Genomic DNA, 19,109 nt, shown 5'->3' on the forward strand with positions numbered 1-19,109 from the left:
ATACCAACCATTTCTGTGCTGCCGATAAATCCGAGGACAATCATGACGAAAACAAGCCAGGTTTTTTCACGGGAAAATACGTTACGAAAGCCTGTTAATGAATCATACAAGTAGTTGAGCATACAATTACCTCCTCTGATTTTTTGAAGAAGTTATCTTGTAGCTTATACTGTATGCTTTTTTACAAATTTGTCAAGTTGTCAGAGAACTTACGACTGTAGAGCATATAAGTTACTTGAAATCAACATGGGATTAATAGCAGAAGATAAAGGTAGTTTCTGTGTTTTATACAGCTGAACAGCCAGAGCAAAGCAAATGCGCTGCCGCAGTTCGTTTTCCGTCTCATTCAGGGCAAGAAGGATGTCGGCGGGGAAGTTTACAGATATTGATTGTGTATTCATTATGTTGCTCACTTCCGAAGTAACTTCTCAATAACTGGTGGTGTTCTATAATTTCAATGGGTTACATGTCATATTTTTCAGGCGATTTTATACAGTGCCGTTAGGCTTGAATCGCTAAACTATTGGTAATAAAGATATTGCTGTTTCGGCACGAATTATGCTTATGCATCTTTCTGGTTACTATAACATCCTGATTTTATTTATTACCACCACTTATTGAGAAGTTACCTTCCGAAGCTCCTTTTGCTTTATCCTCTTAACATCTCATTATTTTTAGTATATTTATTTTTTACCGGAATCTCAACGGCTACGGTGTAGCGGATTGAAAATTCACCTGATGCTATGAACGTTGTGGGCTGGTACAAGGTTTCCGGGAAAGCGGGCTGGAGGTCGGTGCATGGCTTGGGTAAAGAATATTGGAAAGCCGTGTGCGGCAAGACGAAAAGGTGGTCTGACCCTGATTCAGATTTCAGCGATAACCATATTTTTTCTCTAAAATTCCGGTCAGCTCGTTTTTATAGGTTTGTGAAAGGCGGGTTTCGTCACTGTCGGCACAGCCGATAAAATCCGATTCCAGCAACAGTTTCAGAGGATTTTCCGCTCTTCCGGCTTCGGATGCACCTTGATGCCGTTGAGCAATCAAAACGCGCAGCGCAGCTTCAATGACAGCCTGAGCCGATTGCAGACCACTGACTTGTTGCGCTCTTTTCAACAGCATATCATTTATATTCAATTGCATGACATTCTCCTTGCAACCTTGATATTGAACTGGAAAATAATGAGGTGGTGAGCAGTATTATACGGAGCAGGCAGGTGTGGTCTTCGCCTGAATATGATGCGCTGCCGTTCAAAGAGGCGGTGGAGAGAGAGGGGGTCGTATTGTGAATTATACAAGGAGGAAATAATTCGCTGCCAGCTTGAGAGCAGCGTTGAAGAAATCTATCAAGAGAGCAAAGATCTATGTTCTTCATCCCTTATTTACGCTTTTGTTCGTCGCATTATGGAGGTTTGTCAGCCGATAGGATGCGGAGAGGTGAGTTTATCTATTTGATTTGAAATTTCTTTTATGGAGGGGTGAATAGGGTGGTTATTGTTTAATCATGGCGCCCGTCGTCTCGTGCTAAATAGCGTACTAAACAAGAATGAAGCAAAAGCCAGGATTTGAAAGTCAATCTAGCCGTAACTTCAGTGTGTTCTAAAAGGCAATTTTTATCTACAGAGCAACTATATGTAAAATCAATAATAAATCCTTTGTCTGAGGAATCGCTCCACGTCGGCACAAAGAACTTTTTGTAACTATTGTAAGTACGGAGGTTTCCGATTACATCTACAGGAATATCGTCATCTAGCGGTATCAAGGGAGTAATGTGAGATAGATGAGGTGAAGAAAGTTCCCTGTCTAAATCACACGTATTTCCCAAGATCATCCAGTAATCGTAATCCTCTTCTATTACTTGAATATTCCCATTGCTGTCAATAAATGGAAACATACCTGGATACTTAAGAATGTCGCCTTGATATAGACCTGCATCCAGATTTCTTATGTGGAAAAATATATCGAATATCTCGTTGTTGGAAACGAGTTTATTTATTTCTTCACCAAGTGATTCAAAATCGTAGATGGGAGGCCATCGACATTCCGGATCGGCAATATTCATCCTTTTTTCATTCGATGGTTTTCAAATATTGTTCTTGTTTTTATAGGGTTTGACGCAAAATACTCTTCTATTCTCCTGTCAGCTTCTTCATCCACTGCTATGAACGCTAACTTATTGATTATATCAAGGGACGTCAAAGCATCGAAAATTACCTCGGCATCATTTTCAAAATCTGCACAGATGATGTTATCAAGAGGAGCCCATGTAGGTGGTTGTGTATCATATGAAAAATCTTGATCGTATCCGTATCGCATATCGATATCGTTGAATTTTTCGGAATGATAGCTGTTAACGTTTCCATACGACAGCACCGCACAGCAAACGAGAGATGTTACTATTGACGGATATTTCGACAAATAGGGCTTGTCAATATATGATTCGGTATTATTGATCATTTTCGTACTCTGGATTTAAGGTGTCTATAAATTCTTTTTTTAGAAGGTCAAAAAAGAAATCAACAGACAGTTCATGGCAGCTATTAATTATATTCTCTATCCCAGAGAATTCAAACCCTTGCTTATTTTCAATATACGTATCTGTATCTATAATAGAGCCATTTTTTTTAAGACCGTCACTCATTGCGGTGATATTATTCACCACTTGGACTCTAGTTAAAAAGCCTTCGTTTTTATTTTTGAATATTGCATTAAAAGTTTGCTGAAGCGCATCAAGCGGATGTTCTTTCAGGCTGATCGACAAATTGATATTATCAAAGATGTTATTTTCAAAAAAATCTATATATCGAACTCCAATACGAATAAAATTATCTACGATTCCTGCCTGATCAAGATGAGATAAAACGGATTTCACCTCAGGGAAATAATGTTCTTTCCATCCAGGATAATCTTTGCTGATTGCAAGGGAGATAACTTTAGGCCCGACATTGAGCCTATATGCCCCTGCTTCACATTGATAGTATGGGTTAAACTGTAGTGCCTGATCGTTCATACGAACTTCTTTTGGAAAGTCAGCTACAGGAAGTTTTTGAAATTTATTATACTTAGATTTTATCTGAGCGAATAGCATTCCTAAAACGGCATCTTCAGGCACTGAGCTGTTAAACCTTAGTTCAACGACAGCGTTTATTATGGGGTCCGGTGTTATTTTGGCTGGCCTTGTCATGTTGGTCACGCCTTAACTTGTACTCAAACAATCAGCTTGTCTGAAGAAAATTTGATTTCTCAGAGCATAAATTCTGCCCTGTCCTGAAGTGTTCTAATAAGCCTATTTTAAATTATAGGCTGTCTCATCAATTATTACCACCACGCATCATTATTTTCAACTTGATTTGCTTCATTCGCAAAGTTGATTTTCACTGCTCACGACCTAGCCGGTAAAGAGCGGCGAGCCGTTAAAGACTATGCCGATACGGCTGCCTTCCGGCTTCATTTTGACAGGCATGTGCTGGAGAAAGAGAAAGGCCGGGTCATAGAGCATGGTGACCATGCCCGGTGTGGTCAGGCTGTCCCGGTCCGTCATAAACAACAAATCAACCATCAGCCGGATGACTTCACGGGGGGGGATGCTCTCCTGCGGTCTCGTTGGACAGCTCGGCAAATTCAGAACAAATTGGGTACATTTCTTATTTCCCTTAGAAAAAATGCCCTTCTCACCGCCCCTTCACCACCCAGCAATACAACACCGGCACAACAAAAACAGTCAACATCGCGATAATCATCCCGCCAAAGGAGAGAATAGCCATAGGCACCATAATATCCGATCCCCGCCCGGTGGAGGTCAAGATAAAAGCGGTTAATGGGGTCAGAGTAAAATTAGATTTCATTTGACTCTGACCCCTTTTATCACAGAAAAAACATGAGTAAAGGAAATCCGGGTCGATCAGACTTCCTGAACGGCAGACAACAAAGGAGCCTTGATAAGCAAAACTCCTTTACTGTCTATCAAGAATCCTTCCCGGTTTAACAAAACTCCTTTCTTGATAATCAACACTCCTTAGTTGATAGCCAACGTTCCTTCGTTGTTTGATAACACTCCTTGGTTAATAAACAACGCTCCTTCGTTGTTTAACAAAACTCTTTTGTTTGTTATCAAGAACCATCTGTTGATAGCAAACAACCTTTTACCAAGAGCTGTGAACCTTTGATAAAAGGGGTCAGAGCAAAATTAAATCCTGCCCCGGAACAGGTCAGGAATCAATTCATCCCCTTTTCTCCCCACAAACCATCCCGCCAATCCGATGACACATATTGATCACTCCATCCGGCGATTTGCCATAGGCACCACCATAACGAAGAGGATTTTCAGGTTCGTTTTCTCCGCTCCTTGATTTCACTCACAATATCATCCAGACTCATCTTATCAAACACTTTTTTTCTTTCTTCCGTGTAGTCGCCGAATCCGGTCGTGAATTGATTGAGAAAGCGGATTGTGTCCGCTGTTCCGAGCTTGCTGCTTAACAGAGTAATAGCCTTGATATTTATATCATTCAACGTTGTCGCTGTAGCACTCATTTTTCCATCTCCTGTAACAGTTCAAGGATTGAAACAGCCCTGACTCTGAGGTCGTCTACTCTCTTCGCCTTTTTCAGAAACCTGTCATCGCAGGTGCAGAAGAAGTCAGCTTTCAGCATTTCCGCTGCTGCAAGGTGCAGGGCATCAATCGGTTTGATGCCAAAATCGGTGAACAGCCTTGAGCGTTCTTCAATCGCATCATTGAGCTGGGTGAATCCGCTTCGTTCGCTCAGTACCTTCAGCGTGAATTCTCTGCGAAAAGTATTGCTGATTTTCTTCGCCTCATAAAGCGAAATTTCGGATGAAAGCAAGCTAATCTGTCCCGCTTCAATCAGCGAAAGGATGTTCAGGATGATTTCACCCTCCACCGCAATCCTTAGCTGAGTCCTGTCATCAAGCGGTCGCTGAATGCAGCAGTTATCAAGATATATTTTCATCATGATCTCAGTATACAGCAATCATTCTGTGCAGGCAAAGAAACAAATGCAGAATCATCTGATCCTCCCCTCCTCAACCCAACAATACAACACCGGCACCACAAACACCGTCAGCATGGCAATAATCATCCCCCCGAAGGAAGGAATAGCCATAGGCACCATAATATCCGACCCCCGCCCGGTGGAAGTCAGGATCGGGATCAGGGCCAGGCGGATACGGCATCGGGCACCGTGATTATCACCCTCTTGCTACGATCTTCGGCGACATCATCAGCCGCCCCTTATACTTTTCCTGATATTTCATATAATATGCAATCAGCTTTCGTGGATCATGATCACACTGCACAGATATTGCGTGACGCACCTTTCGAATACGGTCAACTGTCGGATCGGTCTTCATCGTCTATATCCTCCTGCATAAGCTGAAAGGGTGTAGTTAAAATCGGAACAGGCAGGCCCAGCAGCGTGTTGATGTGCCGGATATGTTCGAATTTATTTGCGTTGGCAAGATGGCGGCAGTTCCAGGTGAGCAGAAACTGGCAGCTGTAGTACGAAGCGAGCGCAAGGTGAAGCGCATCACCTGCCGGGTCGTTCGGCATGAGATGGTGCTGGATATACTCCTGAACAATATCAATCACCTCTTCATTTACAGGCAGCAGCGGCAGGGCTTCAACGAATTGCAGCGTTTTCTCTTTGGTCGGGTAATCTCCCTGTTCCAGTTCATCCAGAACCGGCGGAGCAGTCAGAAGCTCAAAGCGGTAACTGTGCTCCTCCCACCATTCTCTTGTCCAGAGCCGTTTTGCAACCGATTCGGGATCATCCCGTATCTCGTGATAATAGCTTGGGATGCTTGTTTCTATATAAACTCTGGGTTTCATGGCCTCGCCCTTTTATAAGTTACGCTTTTTTTACCCTTCATAAGGTACAGGCAATGCTCCAAAGCTGTAAACAGTAAATTGCAGAATTCTCATTTTTTCTCAAGCATCAGAAAATGATGCTATCCTCACCGAGTGTTAACCTTCCCCTCCTCAACCCAACAATATAGCACCGGCACAACAAAAACAGTCAACATCGCGATAATCATCCCGCCGAAGGAGGGAATAGCCATAGGCACCATAATATCCGAGCCGCGTCCGGTGGAGGTCAGAATCGGTATCAGGGCCAGGATAGTGGTGGCCGAGGTCATCAGGGCCGGGCGGATACGCCGCTGCGCCCCGTGCAGGACCATGTCGCGGATGTCCTGCCGGGTTCTGCCTTCCTTATCCTTGAGACGGGCCTTGGATTCATCCAGATAGGTAGCCATGAGCACCCCGTCATCGGTGGCGATGCCGAACAGGGCCAGGAAGCCCACCCAGATGGCCACAGAGAGATTGATGCTATGAACCTGGAAGAGCCTGCGCATATCCGTATCAAACAGGGAAAAATTCAGGAACCAGTCCTGGCCGTAGAGCCAGATCATCAAAAAGCCGCCGGACCAGGCCACCAGGATGGCGGAGAAGACCATCATGGTGGTGCCGAGAGAACGGAACTGGAGATAGAGGATCAGCATGATCACCAGCAGGGCCAGGGGCAGGATCACGGAAAGCCGCTTCTGGGCCCGGATCTGGTTTTCGTAATTACCGGCAAAGGTGTAGGACACGCCCGGCGGGATGCTCAGTTCTCCGCTTTCGATCTTCTCCTCCAGGAAGCTGCGGGTCTGCTCGACCACGTCCACCTCGGCAAAGCCCTTTTTCTTGTCGAACAGGACATAGCCGGTCAGGAAGGTGTCCTCGCTCTTGATCATCTGCGGGCCGCGCACATAGCGGATATCGGCCAGCTGGGCCAGGGGGATATGCTCTCCCGTGGAGGTGGTAACCAGGATGCGCTCCAGGGCCTCCAGGGAATCCCGTCGTTCTCGTTGATAACGCACCTGCACCGGGTAACGTTCCCGACCTTCCACGGTCATGGTGATCATCTTGCCGCCCACTGCCGCAGAGATCACCTCCTGCACCCGGCCCAGCTTGATGCCGTGCCGGGAGATGGCCTCCCGGTCGATGACGATCTCCAGATAGGGTTTACCCACCACCCGGTCGGCCAGCACGGTCAGGGGCGACACCGAGGGCACCTGTTTGAGCAGCCGTTCCAGATCCAGGCCCACCTGCTCAATGGTGGCCAGATCCGGTCCCTTGACCTTGATGCCCATAGGCGCGCGCATGCCGCTCTGGAGCATGACGATGCGGGCAGCAATGGGCTGGAGCTTGGGAGCCGAGGTCACGCCGGGGATTTCGGCGGCCTGAACGATCTCGTTCCAGATGTCGTCCGGGGTCTGAATGCCCTCCCAAGCCTCGCGGTCCGGGTTGATTGCCGGATCGAGCGGCGGCCGCCAGAGCCGGAAGGGTTTACCGTTCTCATCAGGGATCAGCCGCCCTCGTTCATTCCGCGCAAAGCGTCCCTGCACCAGATAAGGCATACCGTCTCCGGCCTTGAGCAGCACCCCTTCCGGGCTGCGGCAGAAATCCTTGCGATCCTCCCGCCATTGGAAAAGGAGGCGGTTCCCCTTCTCATCCTCCAGATATTCAAGATGATAATTGATGATGGTCTCGATCATGGAGAGCGGTGCCGGATCCAGCGGGGTCTCGGCCCGGCCCAGCTTGCCCACAGCGGACTCCACCTCCGGGATGGCGGTGATCGCCCGGTCCTGGGCCGCCAGCACCTCCTGCACCTCGGTCAGCCCGGCATGGGGCATGGTGGTGGGCATGTAGAGGAAGGAACCTTCATCCAGAGCAGGCATGAACTCCCGCCCCAGACCGGGAAAGCTGTGCGCCAGGTTCATCATCGGCTTGGTGCGGCGGATGCTGTCTGGCATCCAGCCGGTGAGCTTGGGCATACCCAGCCAGACCATTGCCCCGCCGATCACGATCAGCAGGGGAAAAATCAGAAATATCAGCTTCCAGCGGAGAAAGATCCGCAGCAGATGCGGGTAGAGCCACTGAAAGACCTGAAAAGTTCCCAGCAGCCCACCGATGAGCAGGCCGACAAAGAGGAAATTGGCCCATTCCCCTTTTTCAATCCCCAGGGGCTGCCAGCTCCGGGCCAGCAAAACCGTGACCAGCAGAATCATGATCCAGTTTTCTATCCGGCTGAGGATGGGCAGTACCTTTGTGGGCAGGAACTGAAGGATCAGGCGGTAAAGCCCCAGGCCGAGCAGGATAAGGGCCAGGAGATGGACCTTCCAGGCCAGAATGGCCCCGGCGATAATCAGCAGCACAGGCAGGGCAAAGCGGATCCGCCAGGAGGCCCTGCCTTCCTTCTTGCGCCGGAACAGGATATGAGCCAGGGGCGGCAGCACGGTCAGGGCGATGACCACCGAGGCGATCAAGGCAAAGGTCTTGGTGTAGGCCAGCGGCTTGAACAGCTTGCCCTCGGCAGCCTGCATGGTGAAAACCGGCAGAAAGCTGACCACGGTGGTGGCTACAGCGGTGAGGACCGCACCGCCGACTTCGTTGGAGGCATCATAGATAATGCGCAGGGTGGACTCCTCCGGCCCGGCCTTGTCCAGCCGGGTGAGAATATTCTCGCAGATGATAATGCCCATGTCCACAATGGTGCCGATGGCAATGGCAATGCCTGACAGGGCCACCACGTTGGCATCCACGCCAAAGACCTTCATGCCGATAAAGGTCATGAGCACGGTCAGAGGCAGGAGGGCGGAGATGAGCAGGGAGGAGCGCAGGTGCATGACCGTGACCAGGATCACGATGATAGTGATCAGGATCTCCTCGCTCAGGGCGGTCTTCAGGGTGTCCAGGGTTTCGTGAATCAGGCCGGAGCGGTCGTAGAAGGGGACGACGGTGACCTTGCTCACCGTGCCGTCGGCCAGGGTTTTACTGGGCAGGCCCGGCGAAATTTCCCGGATCTTCTCCTTGACTCGCTCAATGGCGGCCAGCGGATTATCGCCGTAGCGCACCACGGCCACGCCGCCCACCACCTCGCTCCCGGCCTTGTCCAGCACACCGCGCCGCAGGGCCGGACCCAGACTCACCGTTGCTACATCCGATATCCGGATAGGGATATTATCCACAGCCTTGATTACCGACTGCTCCAGATCCTTGATGCTCTTGACAAAACCGATGCCCCGGATCACGTACTCCACCCGGTTGATCTCGATGGTGCGCGCGCCCACATCGATATTGGACTGACGCGCTGCGGCAAAGACCTCCTCCAGGCTCACGCCCCGGTCATGCAGGGCGTCCGGATCCACGTCGATCTGGTATTCCTTGACAAAACCGCCGATGGAGGCCACCTCGGAGATGCCGGAGGCACCCATCAGGGCATAGCGCACATACCAGTCCTGGATCGAGCGCAGCTCGGCCAGATCCCAGCCGCCAGTGGCTTTGCCGTCCGGGCTACGGCCTTCCAGGGTGTACCAGAAGATCTGCCCCAGACCGGTGGCATCCGGGCCAAGGGTAGGCTGCACGCCTTCAGGCAGGGTGTCGGGCGGCAGACTGGAGAGCTTCTCCAGCAACCGCGAGCGCGACCAGTAGAACTCCACTGAGTCGTCAAAGATGACATAGATGGAGGAAAAGCCGAACATGGAATAACTGCGCACGGTCTTGACACCGGGCAGACCGAGCAGGGACACAGTGAGCGGGTAGGTGACCTGGTCTTCCATGTCCTGGGGCGAGCGGCCCGCCCATTTGGTGAACACGATCTGCTGGTTTTCGCCGATATCCGGGATGGCATCCACCGGCACCGGGTCGCGGGGCAGCCAGCTCAGGTGAAAGTCAAAAGGGGCGACCATCAGGCCCCAGCCGGTTACGGCCAGCAGGAGCAGACCGACGACCATCTTGTTGAGGAGGCAGAAGCGGATGATTGCGCTGACCGGGGAGGTGGCCGGGGGGAGGTGTTGCTCTGAGTTATTCATGTTGGTCCGGAAAATATGATTTATCATGATACAGTTAACCACAATGTGATATGGGTATCATACATCCTGGCGGGAAGATTTGCCAACCGGGATTCAACATTTGGTTGGACTTGGAATGTACTTCGGTTTTTCTTGCTTATTTTTGGAATACAGTCTCGTTAGACAAAGGCGATTACCTGTGCCGGGACATTGTGATTCCCCACTCCCCGCTTTCCCTTGCATTTTCCCTGCTGACTGAATATGTTTCTCGCCGGAAAGAGGAGCGTCATCAAAAAACATTTCAAAAAGACGGGAACTATGCAGTCAGTCTGCAAGCAGCTGTCCGCCAAGGAAGGGCAGCAGGGCAAGAAAATAGATATTTGTGGCTTACATGGCGGCAGTGCAGCTCTGTTCACGTCCCGACTTCAGGAAATACAGCAGCAGACACAACAGCAGACTGTATGCTGCCTGGTGCCATCGGATGATCAGCTTGAATCCTTGGCCGGGGATATTCGGCTGTTTACCGACACTCCGGTACTCACCTATCCCGCCTTTGAGATAGCCCCGTATACCCAGCTTGCCCCTGACCCTGCCACGGTGGCGGCCCGGCTTGCGACCCTCTACTTTCTTCAGGAGCAGGTTGGTCCCTGTATTATCTTGACCTCGGTTGAGGCCATTATGCGCAGGGTTATGCCTTGGCAGGTGTTGAGCCAAAGCTGTGAGTTAGTCATGGCTGGTGAGGACACAGACCGGGATGCCCTGATTGCCTCGTTGATTGATGCTGGCTATGAGTCCTGTGAGTTGGTTCGCCAACCAGGGGATTTGGCGGTGCGCGGTGGCATTGTTGATCTTTTCCCGCCCTCATCCGGTGCTCTGCAAGGGCCGTTGCGTCTTGATTTTTTCGGGGATACGGTGGAGTCCATCCGTCTTTTTGATCCCCAGACCCAACGCTCTGAAGAGGAGTTGGAAGAGGCAGTACTCCTGCCGGTCTCGGATATCCTTTTCCCAAATGCAACGGCTCAGGAAAAATGGCGAGAGGGCTTGCATAGCATTGCCCAAGACCTTACTCAGGAGCGTGGTAAGGGTGACCACGCCCGCCAGATCATCCAACAGCTCCGGGAGCAGATTCGTTTTCCAGGGATTGAGTTCTTTCTTCCCCTTATTTACCAAGAGCCCAAGCCGCAAACCCTGTTTGATTATCTCCCTGCTGGTTGTCCCTGTATTCTCCATGATCCGGTATCGATCAGACGCAAGATTGCCCTGGTTGGGGAACGCATTGCAGCGAACTATGAGGATGCTTCAAGTGAAGAGGGGCAGGGATTTGCCCTGCCTCCTCAGACGCTTTTTATGGAGCAGGAGGAACTTGAGCAATGCCTTGGCAAGAGAGCGCGGGTTGATCTCTGTCTCCTGCCTGATCCTGATGCTGTCCAGGCCCCGATCCTGCAGCAGGTGGGGGATCATTCCCTGCTTCGCCAGGAGATAGAGCTGCAACGCAAGAAACGCGGTGTTTTGGCTCCGCTGGCCGATCGACTCCTGAAGTGGCAAAAGGCCGGGGACACGGTTATCCTGGCCTGTCGCTCAGGTCAGCAGGCAGGCCATCTGGAAGAGATGCTGGCCGGCTACGGCATTGAATGCGCTCGCGGGACAACACCGCTTGATCTGCAAGAGCAGCATTCAGGGCAGGTCTTTCTTGTTGAGCATCCCCTGTCGCAGGGATTTGATCTGCCGGAAGAACAGCTCCATATCCTTTCCAGTGCCGAGTTGTTCGGAGACAAACGCCTCCGGTCGGGCAGCAGGAAAAAGAGCCGTCGTCCTCAGGGTGAACCCATTGCCCTGGAGGAGATCAATGTCGGGGATACGGTTGTTCACCGGGACCATGGGCTGGCCAGCTTTCAAGGGCTGGTCAATATGGACTTTGCTGGCCAGCGCGGCGACTTTATGCTCCTTGAGTTTTTGGGCAATGACAAGCTCTATGTCCCGGTGCATCAGCTCCACTGGGTCAGTCGTTATCAGGGCCTGACGGATCAGCAGCCCAAACTGGATCGGCTCGGTTCCCAGCGTTGGCAGACAGCGAAAAAGAAGGTTACTGAGGCGGTCTGGCAGGTTGCCCAGGAATTGCTGGAGATCTATGCCCGTCGTGAGGTGCGCAAGGGCCATTGTTTTCAAGAGCCAGGCATGCCTTTTAAGGAGCTGGCCGAGTCCTTTCCTTATGATGAGACTGAAGGGCAGGCCAAGGCCATTGATGATGTGCTCGCAGATCTCTGTTCTGATAAACCCATGGATCGGCTGGTCTGCGGCGATGTGGGCTACGGCAAGACCGAAGTCGCAGTTCGGGCGGCGTATAAGGCTATTGAAGATGGTTTTCAGGTGGCAGTGCTGGTGCCCACCACAGTGCTGGCGGAACAGCATGCAGCCACCTTTCAGGAACGCTTTGCCGGTTTTGATGTGCAGGTGGCCTGCACCAATCGCTTTCGCACCACCAAGGAGCAAAACGAGATTGTCCGGGAGCTCAAGGAAGGGCATATCAACCTGGTGGTCGGAACCCATCGCCTGCTCTCAAAGGCTATCAGCTTTCACAAGCTGGGCCTGCTCATCGTGGATGAGGAGCATCGCTTCGGGGTCTCTCATAAGGAGAAGATCAAGAAGCTGCGGGCAGATGTGGATGTACTCACCCTGACCGCAACCCCGATTCCCCGCACCTTGCAGATGTCCCTGCTGGGTATCCGTGATCTCTCGGTGATCTCCAGTCCGCCCCGGCAGCGGCGTTCCGTCAAGACCTTTCTGGCCCGTCATGATGATCTGGTGATCCGGGAAGCTGTGCAGCAGGAACTGGATAGGGGAGGCCAGATCTTCTTTGTCCATAACCGGGTCAAGTCTATCCACCGGATCGCGGAGAACCTTGAACAGCTGGTCCCTCATGCCCGCATCGCTGTGGCCCATGGGCAGATGTCAGGCAAGCATTTGGAAGAGGTTATGGTCAGTTTTGTCACCCATGAGGTAGACATCCTGGTCTGCACCACGATCATTGAGTCTGGCCTGGATATACCCAATGCCAATACCATTATTATTAACCGGGCCGACCGCATCGGGTTGGCAGATATGTATCAGCTCCGGGGCAGGGTAGGGCGTTCGTCGCGCCAGTCCTATGCCTACCTGCTGGTGCCCTCTCCTGATAAGATGACCGCCGATGCGGGGCAGCGTCTGCGGGCCTTGATGGATTGTTCCGAGCTGGGCGGCGGCTTTAAGCTGGCCATGAATGATCTCCAGATTCGGGGGGGCGGCAATCTCCTTGGGGTGTCCCAGTCCGGGCATATTGCGGCGGTGGGCTATGATCTTTACCTGGAGCTGCTCCAGTCCACAGTGGCGGAGCTGAAGAAACAGGCAGAGCAGGGGGGCGATCTTGCGGAACCTGCTGTGGAGCCGGATGTCAAGCTGCGGGTGGCTGCCTTTTTGCCGGATGATTATGTCCGGGATACGGTGCTTCGCTATCGTCTCTATCGTCGCCTTTCTGTGGCTGGTAACGAAGACCCGGAACAGCTTGCTGATCTCCGCGATGAGATTGTTGATCGGTTCGGCCCGATTCCCCGGGAGACCGAGGCCCTGTTTGCCCTGGTCGGTCTCAAGTATCCGCTCCGGCAGCTGGGTATCACCAAGCTGGAACAGGGGCCTGCCAATCTGGTGTTCAGCTTTGGGGAGCATTCTTCTGTTGCCCCGGAAACCCTGTTGGCCTTTATTGAGCAGTCCCGCCCGAAAAAGAAGAAGGAAAAGAAGGTGGTTCGCGCTGTGGGAGGCTTACGGGTACCGGCAAAGGCCCCAGCTCCCGATCCTGTTCGCCTGACCCCGGATCAGCGGCTTATTGTTGCGGTGGATGAGCATGTTGAACAGGCCGAGCTGTTTCAGCGCATAGAGGCGGTGCTTGGGTTTCTCAGTTCCAGATAGTCGATGAGGTTGTTGATTATCTCCCTTGCATTCTCTTGGCTCTTAGCTGCTCCCGGACATTCGGCGGCAAGATCCCCGGATAAATCTTTTCGCGTGGTACACCTAATGCGACAAGTTCATCATCAAGCGCATCTTCTGTATTATTGGCCTGAATAATCACCCTGTCGTCCTGAATGTCAATATGGACAAGGCACAGGTGAATCCGGCGTTGGTCGTTCCAGCCGACTCGAAGAACCATATAACGCATCTGCACATCATCAAAGATTGTTTCGATTGTCGACCATTCAGTATTGAGTCCCTCGTACTGTGACAGCAGCGATTTGACACAGGTCTGATAGAATGTTATTGCGTTTGAATCCATTGCAGTTCCCCTTCTGCCCCAACGGGGCAATATCTCATCAGCACAGGGTACCACCCTGTGTGGAATGATACAACCAGCACTTCACCTGTTCATGATACATATCTCTGCGTGACATATCTGCTTTCTTTCACCTCCTATATCCCGTCAGGTGTCCTGAAACCGCGTATCTATAAAACTACCGGCACCCGGCCTGGCCATCATCTTCATATGGGTATATATTTGTGAATAAACTGCAAGTACTTTCTGCTTCCGTCTGTCCTTCGTTGGATAGATCTATGGATTGCCGCCATCACCTTTATTACTTTTTCCAGTGGGACAGTGTCTAAGTCTTTCTTGTACGCTTCTTGTAACATGCGGTAATGCTCTTCCTGGGTGGCATCTGCGAATTGGAGTTGCTCATCGTTAAAGTGGTGTTGATCAAAGAACAGTTCGAGCATTTTGCTCGCATCGCTATCCCGAAAGAGTTTTTCACTATCAATATCCATAGCAAGGATGGTTGACTCAATGACATGGCCGATCTTGACAAGCTCATCAGAGTCAGCCATGTGCTGGGTGCCATAAAAGGGAACCTTGCGGTAATTCCGGCGCGGCCCTGCTTCATCGTAAAATGAGCAGCCTGTACACTTTTCATCACTACGGGATTGACCACAGCACAGACTGCAAATCATTGTGTCGTCGGCCTTGCATTTACGCTTTCCTTTCTTTGCATTACATAGAGAACATTTAGCCATAATTACTTCTGGTAGTACGTGGTTATGAGTTAAGCACCTTATTCAGGTGCCGCTAAGAGGCAGGTACCCTCGCTATCTTTCAATTTGGTGCGTATAGCTGCATTGATGGATACCATGAAAGAGTGGTAGCCTGCAACCGGAAAGAGTGAAGAAGTATACCCGTCAGCGTTTGATCCCGACGCTCGTCAGCGTTTGATCCCGACGCTCGTCAGCGTTCGACCCCGACGCTCGTCAGCGTTCGATCCCGACGCTCGTCAGCGTTTGATCCCGACGCTCGTCAGCATCTGGCATACGAAGCAGGATAAAGTTCTTCCGGCAAAGAGACACGATTCTCCGATTCCTTGGGACACACGACAAGGCGGAAAAATAAATCAAGTTTGACAGTACGTTCCTTTTGTATTAGATCGTAGTATGATGTGTGGAGTTCTTCTTTCTCCAAGAAAATCTTTTACAGCTGGCAGAAATAATACGGGCAAGAGACTATGCAGGATATAAAAGAATACGCTGAAAGCGCAGAACAGGAATGCGGGCCTAAGATTCGCCCTGATTTCTCCTGGGATGATATTGATACGGTCATGCTGGACATGGACGGCACCCTGCTGGATAAGCATTTTGATGACTATTTCTGGGAGGTCTATTTGCCGGAACATTATAGCCTGCTCCGTAATATTTCCATAGAGGAAGCGAGTCAGGAGCTGATGGCCCGTTATCAGGCTGTGGAGAACTCCTTGCAATGGGCTGATCTTGAGTACTGGTCGCATAAACTGAAGCTTGACCTGCCGGAATTAAAGCTGCGGATCAATCATCTCATAGGGGTTCATCCGTATGTGATAGAGTTCCTTGAGTTCTGCCTGAAAAAGCGGAAGAAGCTCTACCTTGTCACCAATGCTCATTCCACGGCCTTGTCTATCAAGCTGGAAAAGACGGTTATTGGTGCCTGGTTTGATCGGGTTATCTGTGCTGAAGATATCGGCTTTGCCAAGGAAGAGCCGGCGTTCTGGCCCCGTTTGCAGGAAATGCTGGGTTTCCTTCCTGAAAAGACCTTGTTTGTCGATGATACGGAAAAGGTGTTGCGGGTGGCAGAGGACTTTGGTCTCGGACAGCTGATCCATATTGCCCGCGCAAGCAGTCGTCGTCCAGCCTGCTATTCAGTACGTTATCCGTCTATTGATTATTTTAAAGAGTTGGTTTGATGGTTACCATAGGATATCTCGGGGCACGGTGAGGTCGGGAAGGTAATAGTGATGGCAGATGAAGTTTTTCGGAAACAAGATCGAGTAAAGCTGAGAGGGTATATAGCTGACATCTCTGATGGAACTGTTGAGTACGATGCCATTGTCGAAGATGTCTCCCTTGAGGGATTGTGTTTGACTGATTTGTCCAATAAGTTTATTGTAGAAAAGAAAATCTACAGTGCTGTTATTACTGGTGGTTTTGATGGAGAATCGTTTAAGCTTCAGGTCCAGCCCCGTTGGGTACGAAGGCATGGTGATTTTGTTGAGGTTGGTTTTACGATTGTCCGTTCACCAACAAAGTGGAAAAAGTTTATTCGGGACCTGATGCCAAAGAAAGGGGTTGTGGATATGAAAGGAGAGTGGGAGCATTTTTCTAACTTAAATATATGATAGAATCTTTTTTTCAGGATCAGGAAACACTTATTACTCAACTCGCAGACCAGATTACCCAAGCCTTAGAGAAAAACATTGTTCAGCATGGGCAGGCGAGTCTGGCCGTATCAGGTGGTTCGACCCCGAAGCCCTTATTCAGGGAGCTTGCCAGACGGGATCTTCCCTGGCAGAAGGTCGTGATCACCTTGGTTGATGAACGCTGGGTTGCCCCATCAGATCCGGCTTCTAATGAGCACTTGGTTCACCAATATCTTTTGCAGGATCAGGCCGCCGCAGCCAGCTTTGTTGGCCTGAAGAATTTTTTTCCCACAGCGGTACAGGGGGAATCCGAGTGTGAGCTGAGACTGGGCAAGATACCCCGACCCTTTACCGTGCTGATTCTTGGCATGGGCAATGACGGTCATACTGCCTCCCTGTTTCCCGGTTCTCCCCAACTTGCTGCGGCCACGGACATGAATTCAGGCAAGAGCTGCATGGCAGTGACACCTGTTGATGTTCCCCATGAACGTATGACTTTGACCTTGCCTGTTCTGTTGGATTCCCAACAGATTATTCTTCATATCACAGGGCGTGCAAAGAAAGCCGTACTGGAACAAGCGCAAGCTGAAGGCCCGGCAACAGAAATGCCTGTCCGTTTTGTTCTTCGTCAGCAGGAAAGGCCGGTTGCTGTGTACTGGGCTGCCTGATCTGCAGCCTGGATGAACGCAATGAATCGGAGTGCAAAAGCCTGTGGTTGAAAGAAGCCGAGAGGTCGATGCAAGGGATAGATATCACTATGGATGCGGAGGACGATATTCTGGAGAAAATGGAATGGGCTTTACTTCAAGAGGGCTGGCTGTTATAAAATATTCGCATCAGAGAAGGAAACGAACACATTTGATATTACTGGTTTTGGGTAAAAGTATTTTTCATATTAGCAAGGCAGTCAGCTTTACAGGAAAGAAAGTATGTTAAAGAACGAACTTGATGTCACTCTGCACCGGGCAGAGAATCTCAAAGAAAAACCGGACCAAAGACAGCTCGGATTTGGTAACTATTTCACAGACCACATGCTCACCATGCGCTGGAATAAGGAGCAGGGCTGGCATGATGCCAAGATAGAACCCTATGGCAATTTCAGCCTTGATCCCGCTGCAATGGTCCTTCATTACAGCCAGGAAATCTTTGAAGGACTCAAGGCCTATTGCGGTGCTGACGATTCTGTTCTCCTGTTCCGACCCATGGACAACCTTAATCGCTTCAATGATTCTGCTGAACGGATGTGCATGCCCCGGATCCCGACCGATAAGGTGTTGCAGGCCATGAAGGGGTTGATTTACCTGGAGCGGGACTGGATTCCCCAAAGCCAAGGCGCTGCCTTGTACATTCGGCCTGCTATGATCGCCACGGAAGCAGCCTTAGGGGTTCGTCCAGCTGACGAGTATATATTTTTTATTATTTGCAGCCCGGTAGGGGCTTATTATGCGGAAGGCTTCAGCCCAACCAGGATTTATGTTGAAGATGAGTACGTCCGTGCTGTCCAGGGAGGGGTTGGTAACGTCAAAACCGGCGGTAATTATGCGGCCTCTATCAAGGCCCACACCACATCACAGCAAAAAGGCTACACCCAGGTGCTCTGGCTGGATGCAGTTGAACGCAAATACATTGAAGAAGTGGGTACCTCGAATATTTTTTTCATGATCAATGATGAGCTGGTTACCCCTCCTCTGGGTGGTACCATCCTGCCCGGTATTACCCGTGATACGGTCTTGCAACTGGCTGCTGACTGGGGGATCGCCACCTGTGAGCGCCGGATTACCATTGATGAGGTCATAGCTGCTGCTGAAGACGGCTCTCTCACAGAAGCCTTTGGTTCTGGAACAGCTGCGGTGATTTCACCCATTGGCGAGTTTGGTTATAAGGAGAATACCATAACCGTTAATAAGGGAAAAACCGGGCCGTTGGCTCAACGCTTATTTGATGACATTCAATGCTTACAACGCGGCGCTGCAGCCGATCCGCATGACTGGATTGTTCGGGTAAAATGATCCTTTCTTCTCTTCTCTCTTGATTTCAAATAATTGAGGGGTGATTTTTTTTTCTCTTTGTCCCTTGATTTTTCAAAATCCATCCCTATTGTTTCTCGTATCAAAATGACAGGAGCTGTAACCTACGGTTTCTGTCCTTGCAAGACAGGTCAGGCCGGACAGAATACATCAACGCCGTCCGGCTTTGAGTCAAAATAACAAAAACAATCTCAGAAGAGGAGGATTTATCCATGAACATTCGTCCATTGAATGACCGTATTTTGGTCAAGCGACTGGAGCAGGAAGAAAAAACAGCAGGTGGTATCATTATTCCTGATTCCGCCAAAGAAAAACCGGCTGAAGGCGAGGTGATGGCTGTTGGTCCCGGTAAAATGAATGATGCCGGTGAGCGCATTGCCGTTGATGTGAAGCCCGGTGATAAGGTGCTGTTTTCCAAGTACGGTGGCACGGACGTAAAATTCGACGGTCAGGACTACCTTATCATGCGGGAAGACGATATCCTCGGTGTGATCGAAGGATAAATTGTTTTTCAGCAGCAAACTGTTTGTACGCAGACGATAAGACGATAACAAGA

18 protein-coding genes and 2 pseudogenes are annotated in these 19,109 nt (G+C 50.4%); 6 read left to right on the forward strand and 14 right to left on the reverse strand.

What is annotated here, in order from left to right; translation table 11 throughout:
* Positions 1 to 209 precede the first annotated feature (209 nt).
* The 12 genes and pseudogenes from L2082_RS05785 to L2082_RS05840 all read right to left on the reverse strand — a co-directional run bounded on the left by L2082_RS05785 (position 210) and on the right by L2082_RS05840 (position 9,870).
* The gene (locus L2082_RS05785; protein WP_446009616.1) at positions 210 to 401 is read right to left on the reverse strand and encodes a UPF0175 family protein; all 192 of its coding nucleotides are present in this window, start codon (positions 399 to 401) and stop codon (positions 210 to 212) included.
* A 469-nt stretch (positions 402 to 870) separates the two neighbouring features.
* The gene (locus L2082_RS05790; protein WP_446011528.1) at positions 871 to 1,134 is read right to left on the reverse strand and encodes a type II toxin-antitoxin system VapB family antitoxin; all 264 of its coding nucleotides are present in this window, start codon (positions 1,132 to 1,134) and stop codon (positions 871 to 873) included.
* Between the two features lie 361 nt (positions 1,135 to 1,495).
* Positions 1,496 to 2,059: a hypothetical protein gene (locus L2082_RS05795; RefSeq protein ID WP_446009614.1), complete on the reverse strand. Its 564-nt coding sequence runs from the start codon at positions 2,057 to 2,059 to the stop codon at positions 1,496 to 1,498.
* Entirely contained in the window at positions 2,056 to 2,454 is a 399-nt protein-coding gene (locus L2082_RS05800; protein ID WP_446011529.1) for a hypothetical protein, read from the reverse strand. The genes L2082_RS05795 and L2082_RS05800 overlap by 4 nt, the downstream gene beginning before the upstream one ends.
* On the reverse strand, positions 2,444 to 3,181 hold the full coding sequence (locus L2082_RS05805) for a TIGR04255 family protein (protein WP_446009612.1): 738 nt from the start codon (positions 3,179 to 3,181) through the stop codon (positions 2,444 to 2,446). The genes L2082_RS05800 and L2082_RS05805 overlap by 11 nt, the downstream gene beginning before the upstream one ends.
* Positions 3,182 to 3,385: 204 nt before the next feature.
* The gene (locus L2082_RS05810) at positions 3,386 to 3,556 is read right to left on the reverse strand and encodes a hypothetical protein (protein WP_446009617.1); all 171 of its coding nucleotides are present in this window, start codon (positions 3,554 to 3,556) and stop codon (positions 3,386 to 3,388) included.
* Positions 3,557 to 3,668: 112 nt separating this feature from the next.
* A pseudogene (locus L2082_RS05815) lies at positions 3,669 to 3,803 on the reverse strand (efflux RND transporter permease subunit); the annotation flags it as partial.
* A gap of 517 nt (positions 3,804 to 4,320) precedes the next feature.
* The gene (locus tag L2082_RS05820; protein ID WP_446009611.1) at positions 4,321 to 4,530 is read right to left on the reverse strand and encodes a hypothetical protein; all 210 of its coding nucleotides are present in this window, start codon (positions 4,528 to 4,530) and stop codon (positions 4,321 to 4,323) included.
* Entirely contained in the window at positions 4,527 to 4,970 is a 444-nt protein-coding gene (locus L2082_RS05825; protein ID WP_446009610.1) for a type II toxin-antitoxin system VapC family toxin, read from the reverse strand. The genes L2082_RS05820 and L2082_RS05825 overlap by 4 nt, the downstream gene beginning before the upstream one ends.
* Before the next feature lie 51 nt (positions 4,971 to 5,021).
* Positions 5,022 to 5,177, reverse strand: a pseudogene (locus L2082_RS05830) (efflux RND transporter permease subunit); the annotation flags it as partial.
* Between the two features lie 167 nt (positions 5,178 to 5,344).
* Positions 5,345 to 5,845 (reverse strand): type II toxin-antitoxin system VapC family toxin, encoded by a 501-nt coding sequence (locus L2082_RS05835; protein ID WP_446009609.1) that lies wholly within the window; start codon positions 5,843 to 5,845, stop codon positions 5,345 to 5,347.
* A gap of 125 nt (positions 5,846 to 5,970) precedes the next feature.
* Positions 5,971 to 9,870: an efflux RND transporter permease subunit gene (locus L2082_RS05840; protein WP_446009608.1), complete on the reverse strand. Its 3,900-nt coding sequence runs from the start codon at positions 9,868 to 9,870 to the stop codon at positions 5,971 to 5,973.
* A 297-nt stretch (positions 9,871 to 10,167) separates the two neighbouring features.
* On the opposite strand from L2082_RS05840, the gene mfd reads away from it, so the two are divergent.
* Positions 10,168 to 13,788 carry a transcription-repair coupling factor gene (gene mfd / locus L2082_RS05845; RefSeq protein ID WP_446011530.1) on the forward strand — a complete coding sequence of 1,207 codons (3,621 nt, stop codon included), beginning with the start codon at positions 10,168 to 10,170 and terminating at the stop codon, positions 13,786 to 13,788.
* Positions 13,789 to 13,804: 16 nt separating this feature from the next.
* Here mfd and L2082_RS05850 read toward each other — a convergent pair whose 3' ends face one another.
* Positions 13,805 to 14,149, reverse strand: a complete 345-nt coding sequence (locus tag L2082_RS05850) for an element excision factor XisI family protein (RefSeq protein ID WP_446009292.1) — start codon at positions 14,147 to 14,149, stop codon at positions 13,805 to 13,807.
* Positions 14,150 to 14,352: 203 nt separating this feature from the next.
* The gene (locus L2082_RS05855) at positions 14,353 to 14,880 is read right to left on the reverse strand and encodes a hypothetical protein (RefSeq protein WP_446009291.1); all 528 of its coding nucleotides are present in this window, start codon (positions 14,878 to 14,880) and stop codon (positions 14,353 to 14,355) included.
* Positions 14,881 to 15,362: 482 nt separating this feature from the next.
* On the opposite strand from L2082_RS05855, the gene L2082_RS05860 reads away from it, so the two are divergent.
* From L2082_RS05860 to groES, 5 genes are all read left to right on the forward strand, one after another.
* Complete coding sequence (locus L2082_RS05860) at positions 15,363 to 16,073, forward strand: HAD-IA family hydrolase (RefSeq protein WP_446009290.1); 711 nt, start codon at positions 15,363 to 15,365, stop codon at positions 16,071 to 16,073.
* A gap of 51 nt (positions 16,074 to 16,124) precedes the next feature.
* Positions 16,125 to 16,505 carry a PilZ domain-containing protein gene (locus tag L2082_RS05865; RefSeq protein WP_446009289.1) on the forward strand — a complete coding sequence of 127 codons (381 nt, stop codon included), beginning with the start codon at positions 16,125 to 16,127 and terminating at the stop codon, positions 16,503 to 16,505.
* Entirely contained in the window at positions 16,502 to 17,194 is a 693-nt protein-coding gene (pgl, locus tag L2082_RS05870) for a 6-phosphogluconolactonase (protein WP_446009288.1), read from the forward strand. The genes L2082_RS05865 and pgl overlap by 4 nt, the downstream gene beginning before the upstream one ends.
* 261 nt (positions 17,195 to 17,455) lie before the next feature.
* Positions 17,456 to 18,535, forward strand: coding sequence for a branched-chain amino acid aminotransferase (locus tag L2082_RS05875; RefSeq protein WP_446009287.1), 1,080 nt, complete (start codon positions 17,456 to 17,458; stop codon positions 18,533 to 18,535).
* 230 nt (positions 18,536 to 18,765) lie between these two features.
* Positions 18,766 to 19,056 carry a co-chaperone GroES gene (groES, locus tag L2082_RS05880; RefSeq protein WP_446009286.1) on the forward strand — a complete coding sequence of 97 codons (291 nt, stop codon included), beginning with the start codon at positions 18,766 to 18,768 and terminating at the stop codon, positions 19,054 to 19,056.
* Positions 19,057 to 19,109 lie beyond the last annotated feature (53 nt).

This window comes from Candidatus Electrothrix sp. (assembly GCF_052785085.1).

Bases quoted from the DNA above. Each gene is read 5' to 3' on its own strand.
- L2082_RS05785 (WP_446009616.1), bottom strand. From the start codon at position 401: ATGAATACACAATCAATATCTGTAAACTTCCCCGCCGACATCCTTCTT.
- L2082_RS05795 (WP_446009614.1), bottom strand. From the start codon at position 2,059: ATGAATATTGCCGATCCGGAATGTCGATGGCCTCCCATCTACGATTTT.
- L2082_RS05800 (WP_446011529.1), bottom strand. From the start codon at position 2,454: ATGATCAATAATACCGAATCATATATTGACAAGCCCTATTTGTCGAAA.
- L2082_RS05805 (WP_446009612.1), bottom strand. From the start codon at position 3,181: ATGACAAGGCCAGCCAAAATAACACCGGACCCCATAATAAACGCTGTC.
- L2082_RS05810 (WP_446009617.1), bottom strand. From the start codon at position 3,556: ATGGTTGATTTGTTGTTTATGACGGACCGGGACAGCCTGACCACACCG.
- L2082_RS05820 (WP_446009611.1), bottom strand. From the start codon at position 4,530: ATGAGTGCTACAGCGACAACGTTGAATGATATAAATATCAAGGCTATT.
- L2082_RS05825 (WP_446009610.1), bottom strand. From the start codon at position 4,970: ATGATGAAAATATATCTTGATAACTGCTGCATTCAGCGACCGCTTGAT.
- L2082_RS05835 (WP_446009609.1), bottom strand. From the start codon at position 5,845: ATGAAACCCAGAGTTTATATAGAAACAAGCATCCCAAGCTATTATCAC.
- L2082_RS05840 (WP_446009608.1), bottom strand. From the start codon at position 9,870: ATGAATAACTCAGAGCAACACCTCCCCCCGGCCACCTCCCCGGTCAGC.
- mfd (WP_446011530.1), top strand. From the start codon at position 10,168: ATGCAGTCAGTCTGCAAGCAGCTGTCCGCCAAGGAAGGGCAGCAGGGC.
- L2082_RS05850 (WP_446009292.1), bottom strand. From the start codon at position 14,149: ATGGATTCAAACGCAATAACATTCTATCAGACCTGTGTCAAATCGCTG.
- L2082_RS05855 (WP_446009291.1), bottom strand. From the start codon at position 14,880: ATGGCTAAATGTTCTCTATGTAATGCAAAGAAAGGAAAGCGTAAATGC.
- L2082_RS05860 (WP_446009290.1), top strand. From the start codon at position 15,363: ATGCAGGATATAAAAGAATACGCTGAAAGCGCAGAACAGGAATGCGGG.
- L2082_RS05865 (WP_446009289.1), top strand. From the start codon at position 16,125: ATGGCAGATGAAGTTTTTCGGAAACAAGATCGAGTAAAGCTGAGAGGG.
- pgl (WP_446009288.1), top strand. From the start codon at position 16,502: ATGATAGAATCTTTTTTTCAGGATCAGGAAACACTTATTACTCAACTC.
- L2082_RS05875 (WP_446009287.1), top strand. From the start codon at position 17,456: ATGTTAAAGAACGAACTTGATGTCACTCTGCACCGGGCAGAGAATCTC.
- groES (WP_446009286.1), top strand. From the start codon at position 18,766: ATGAACATTCGTCCATTGAATGACCGTATTTTGGTCAAGCGACTGGAG.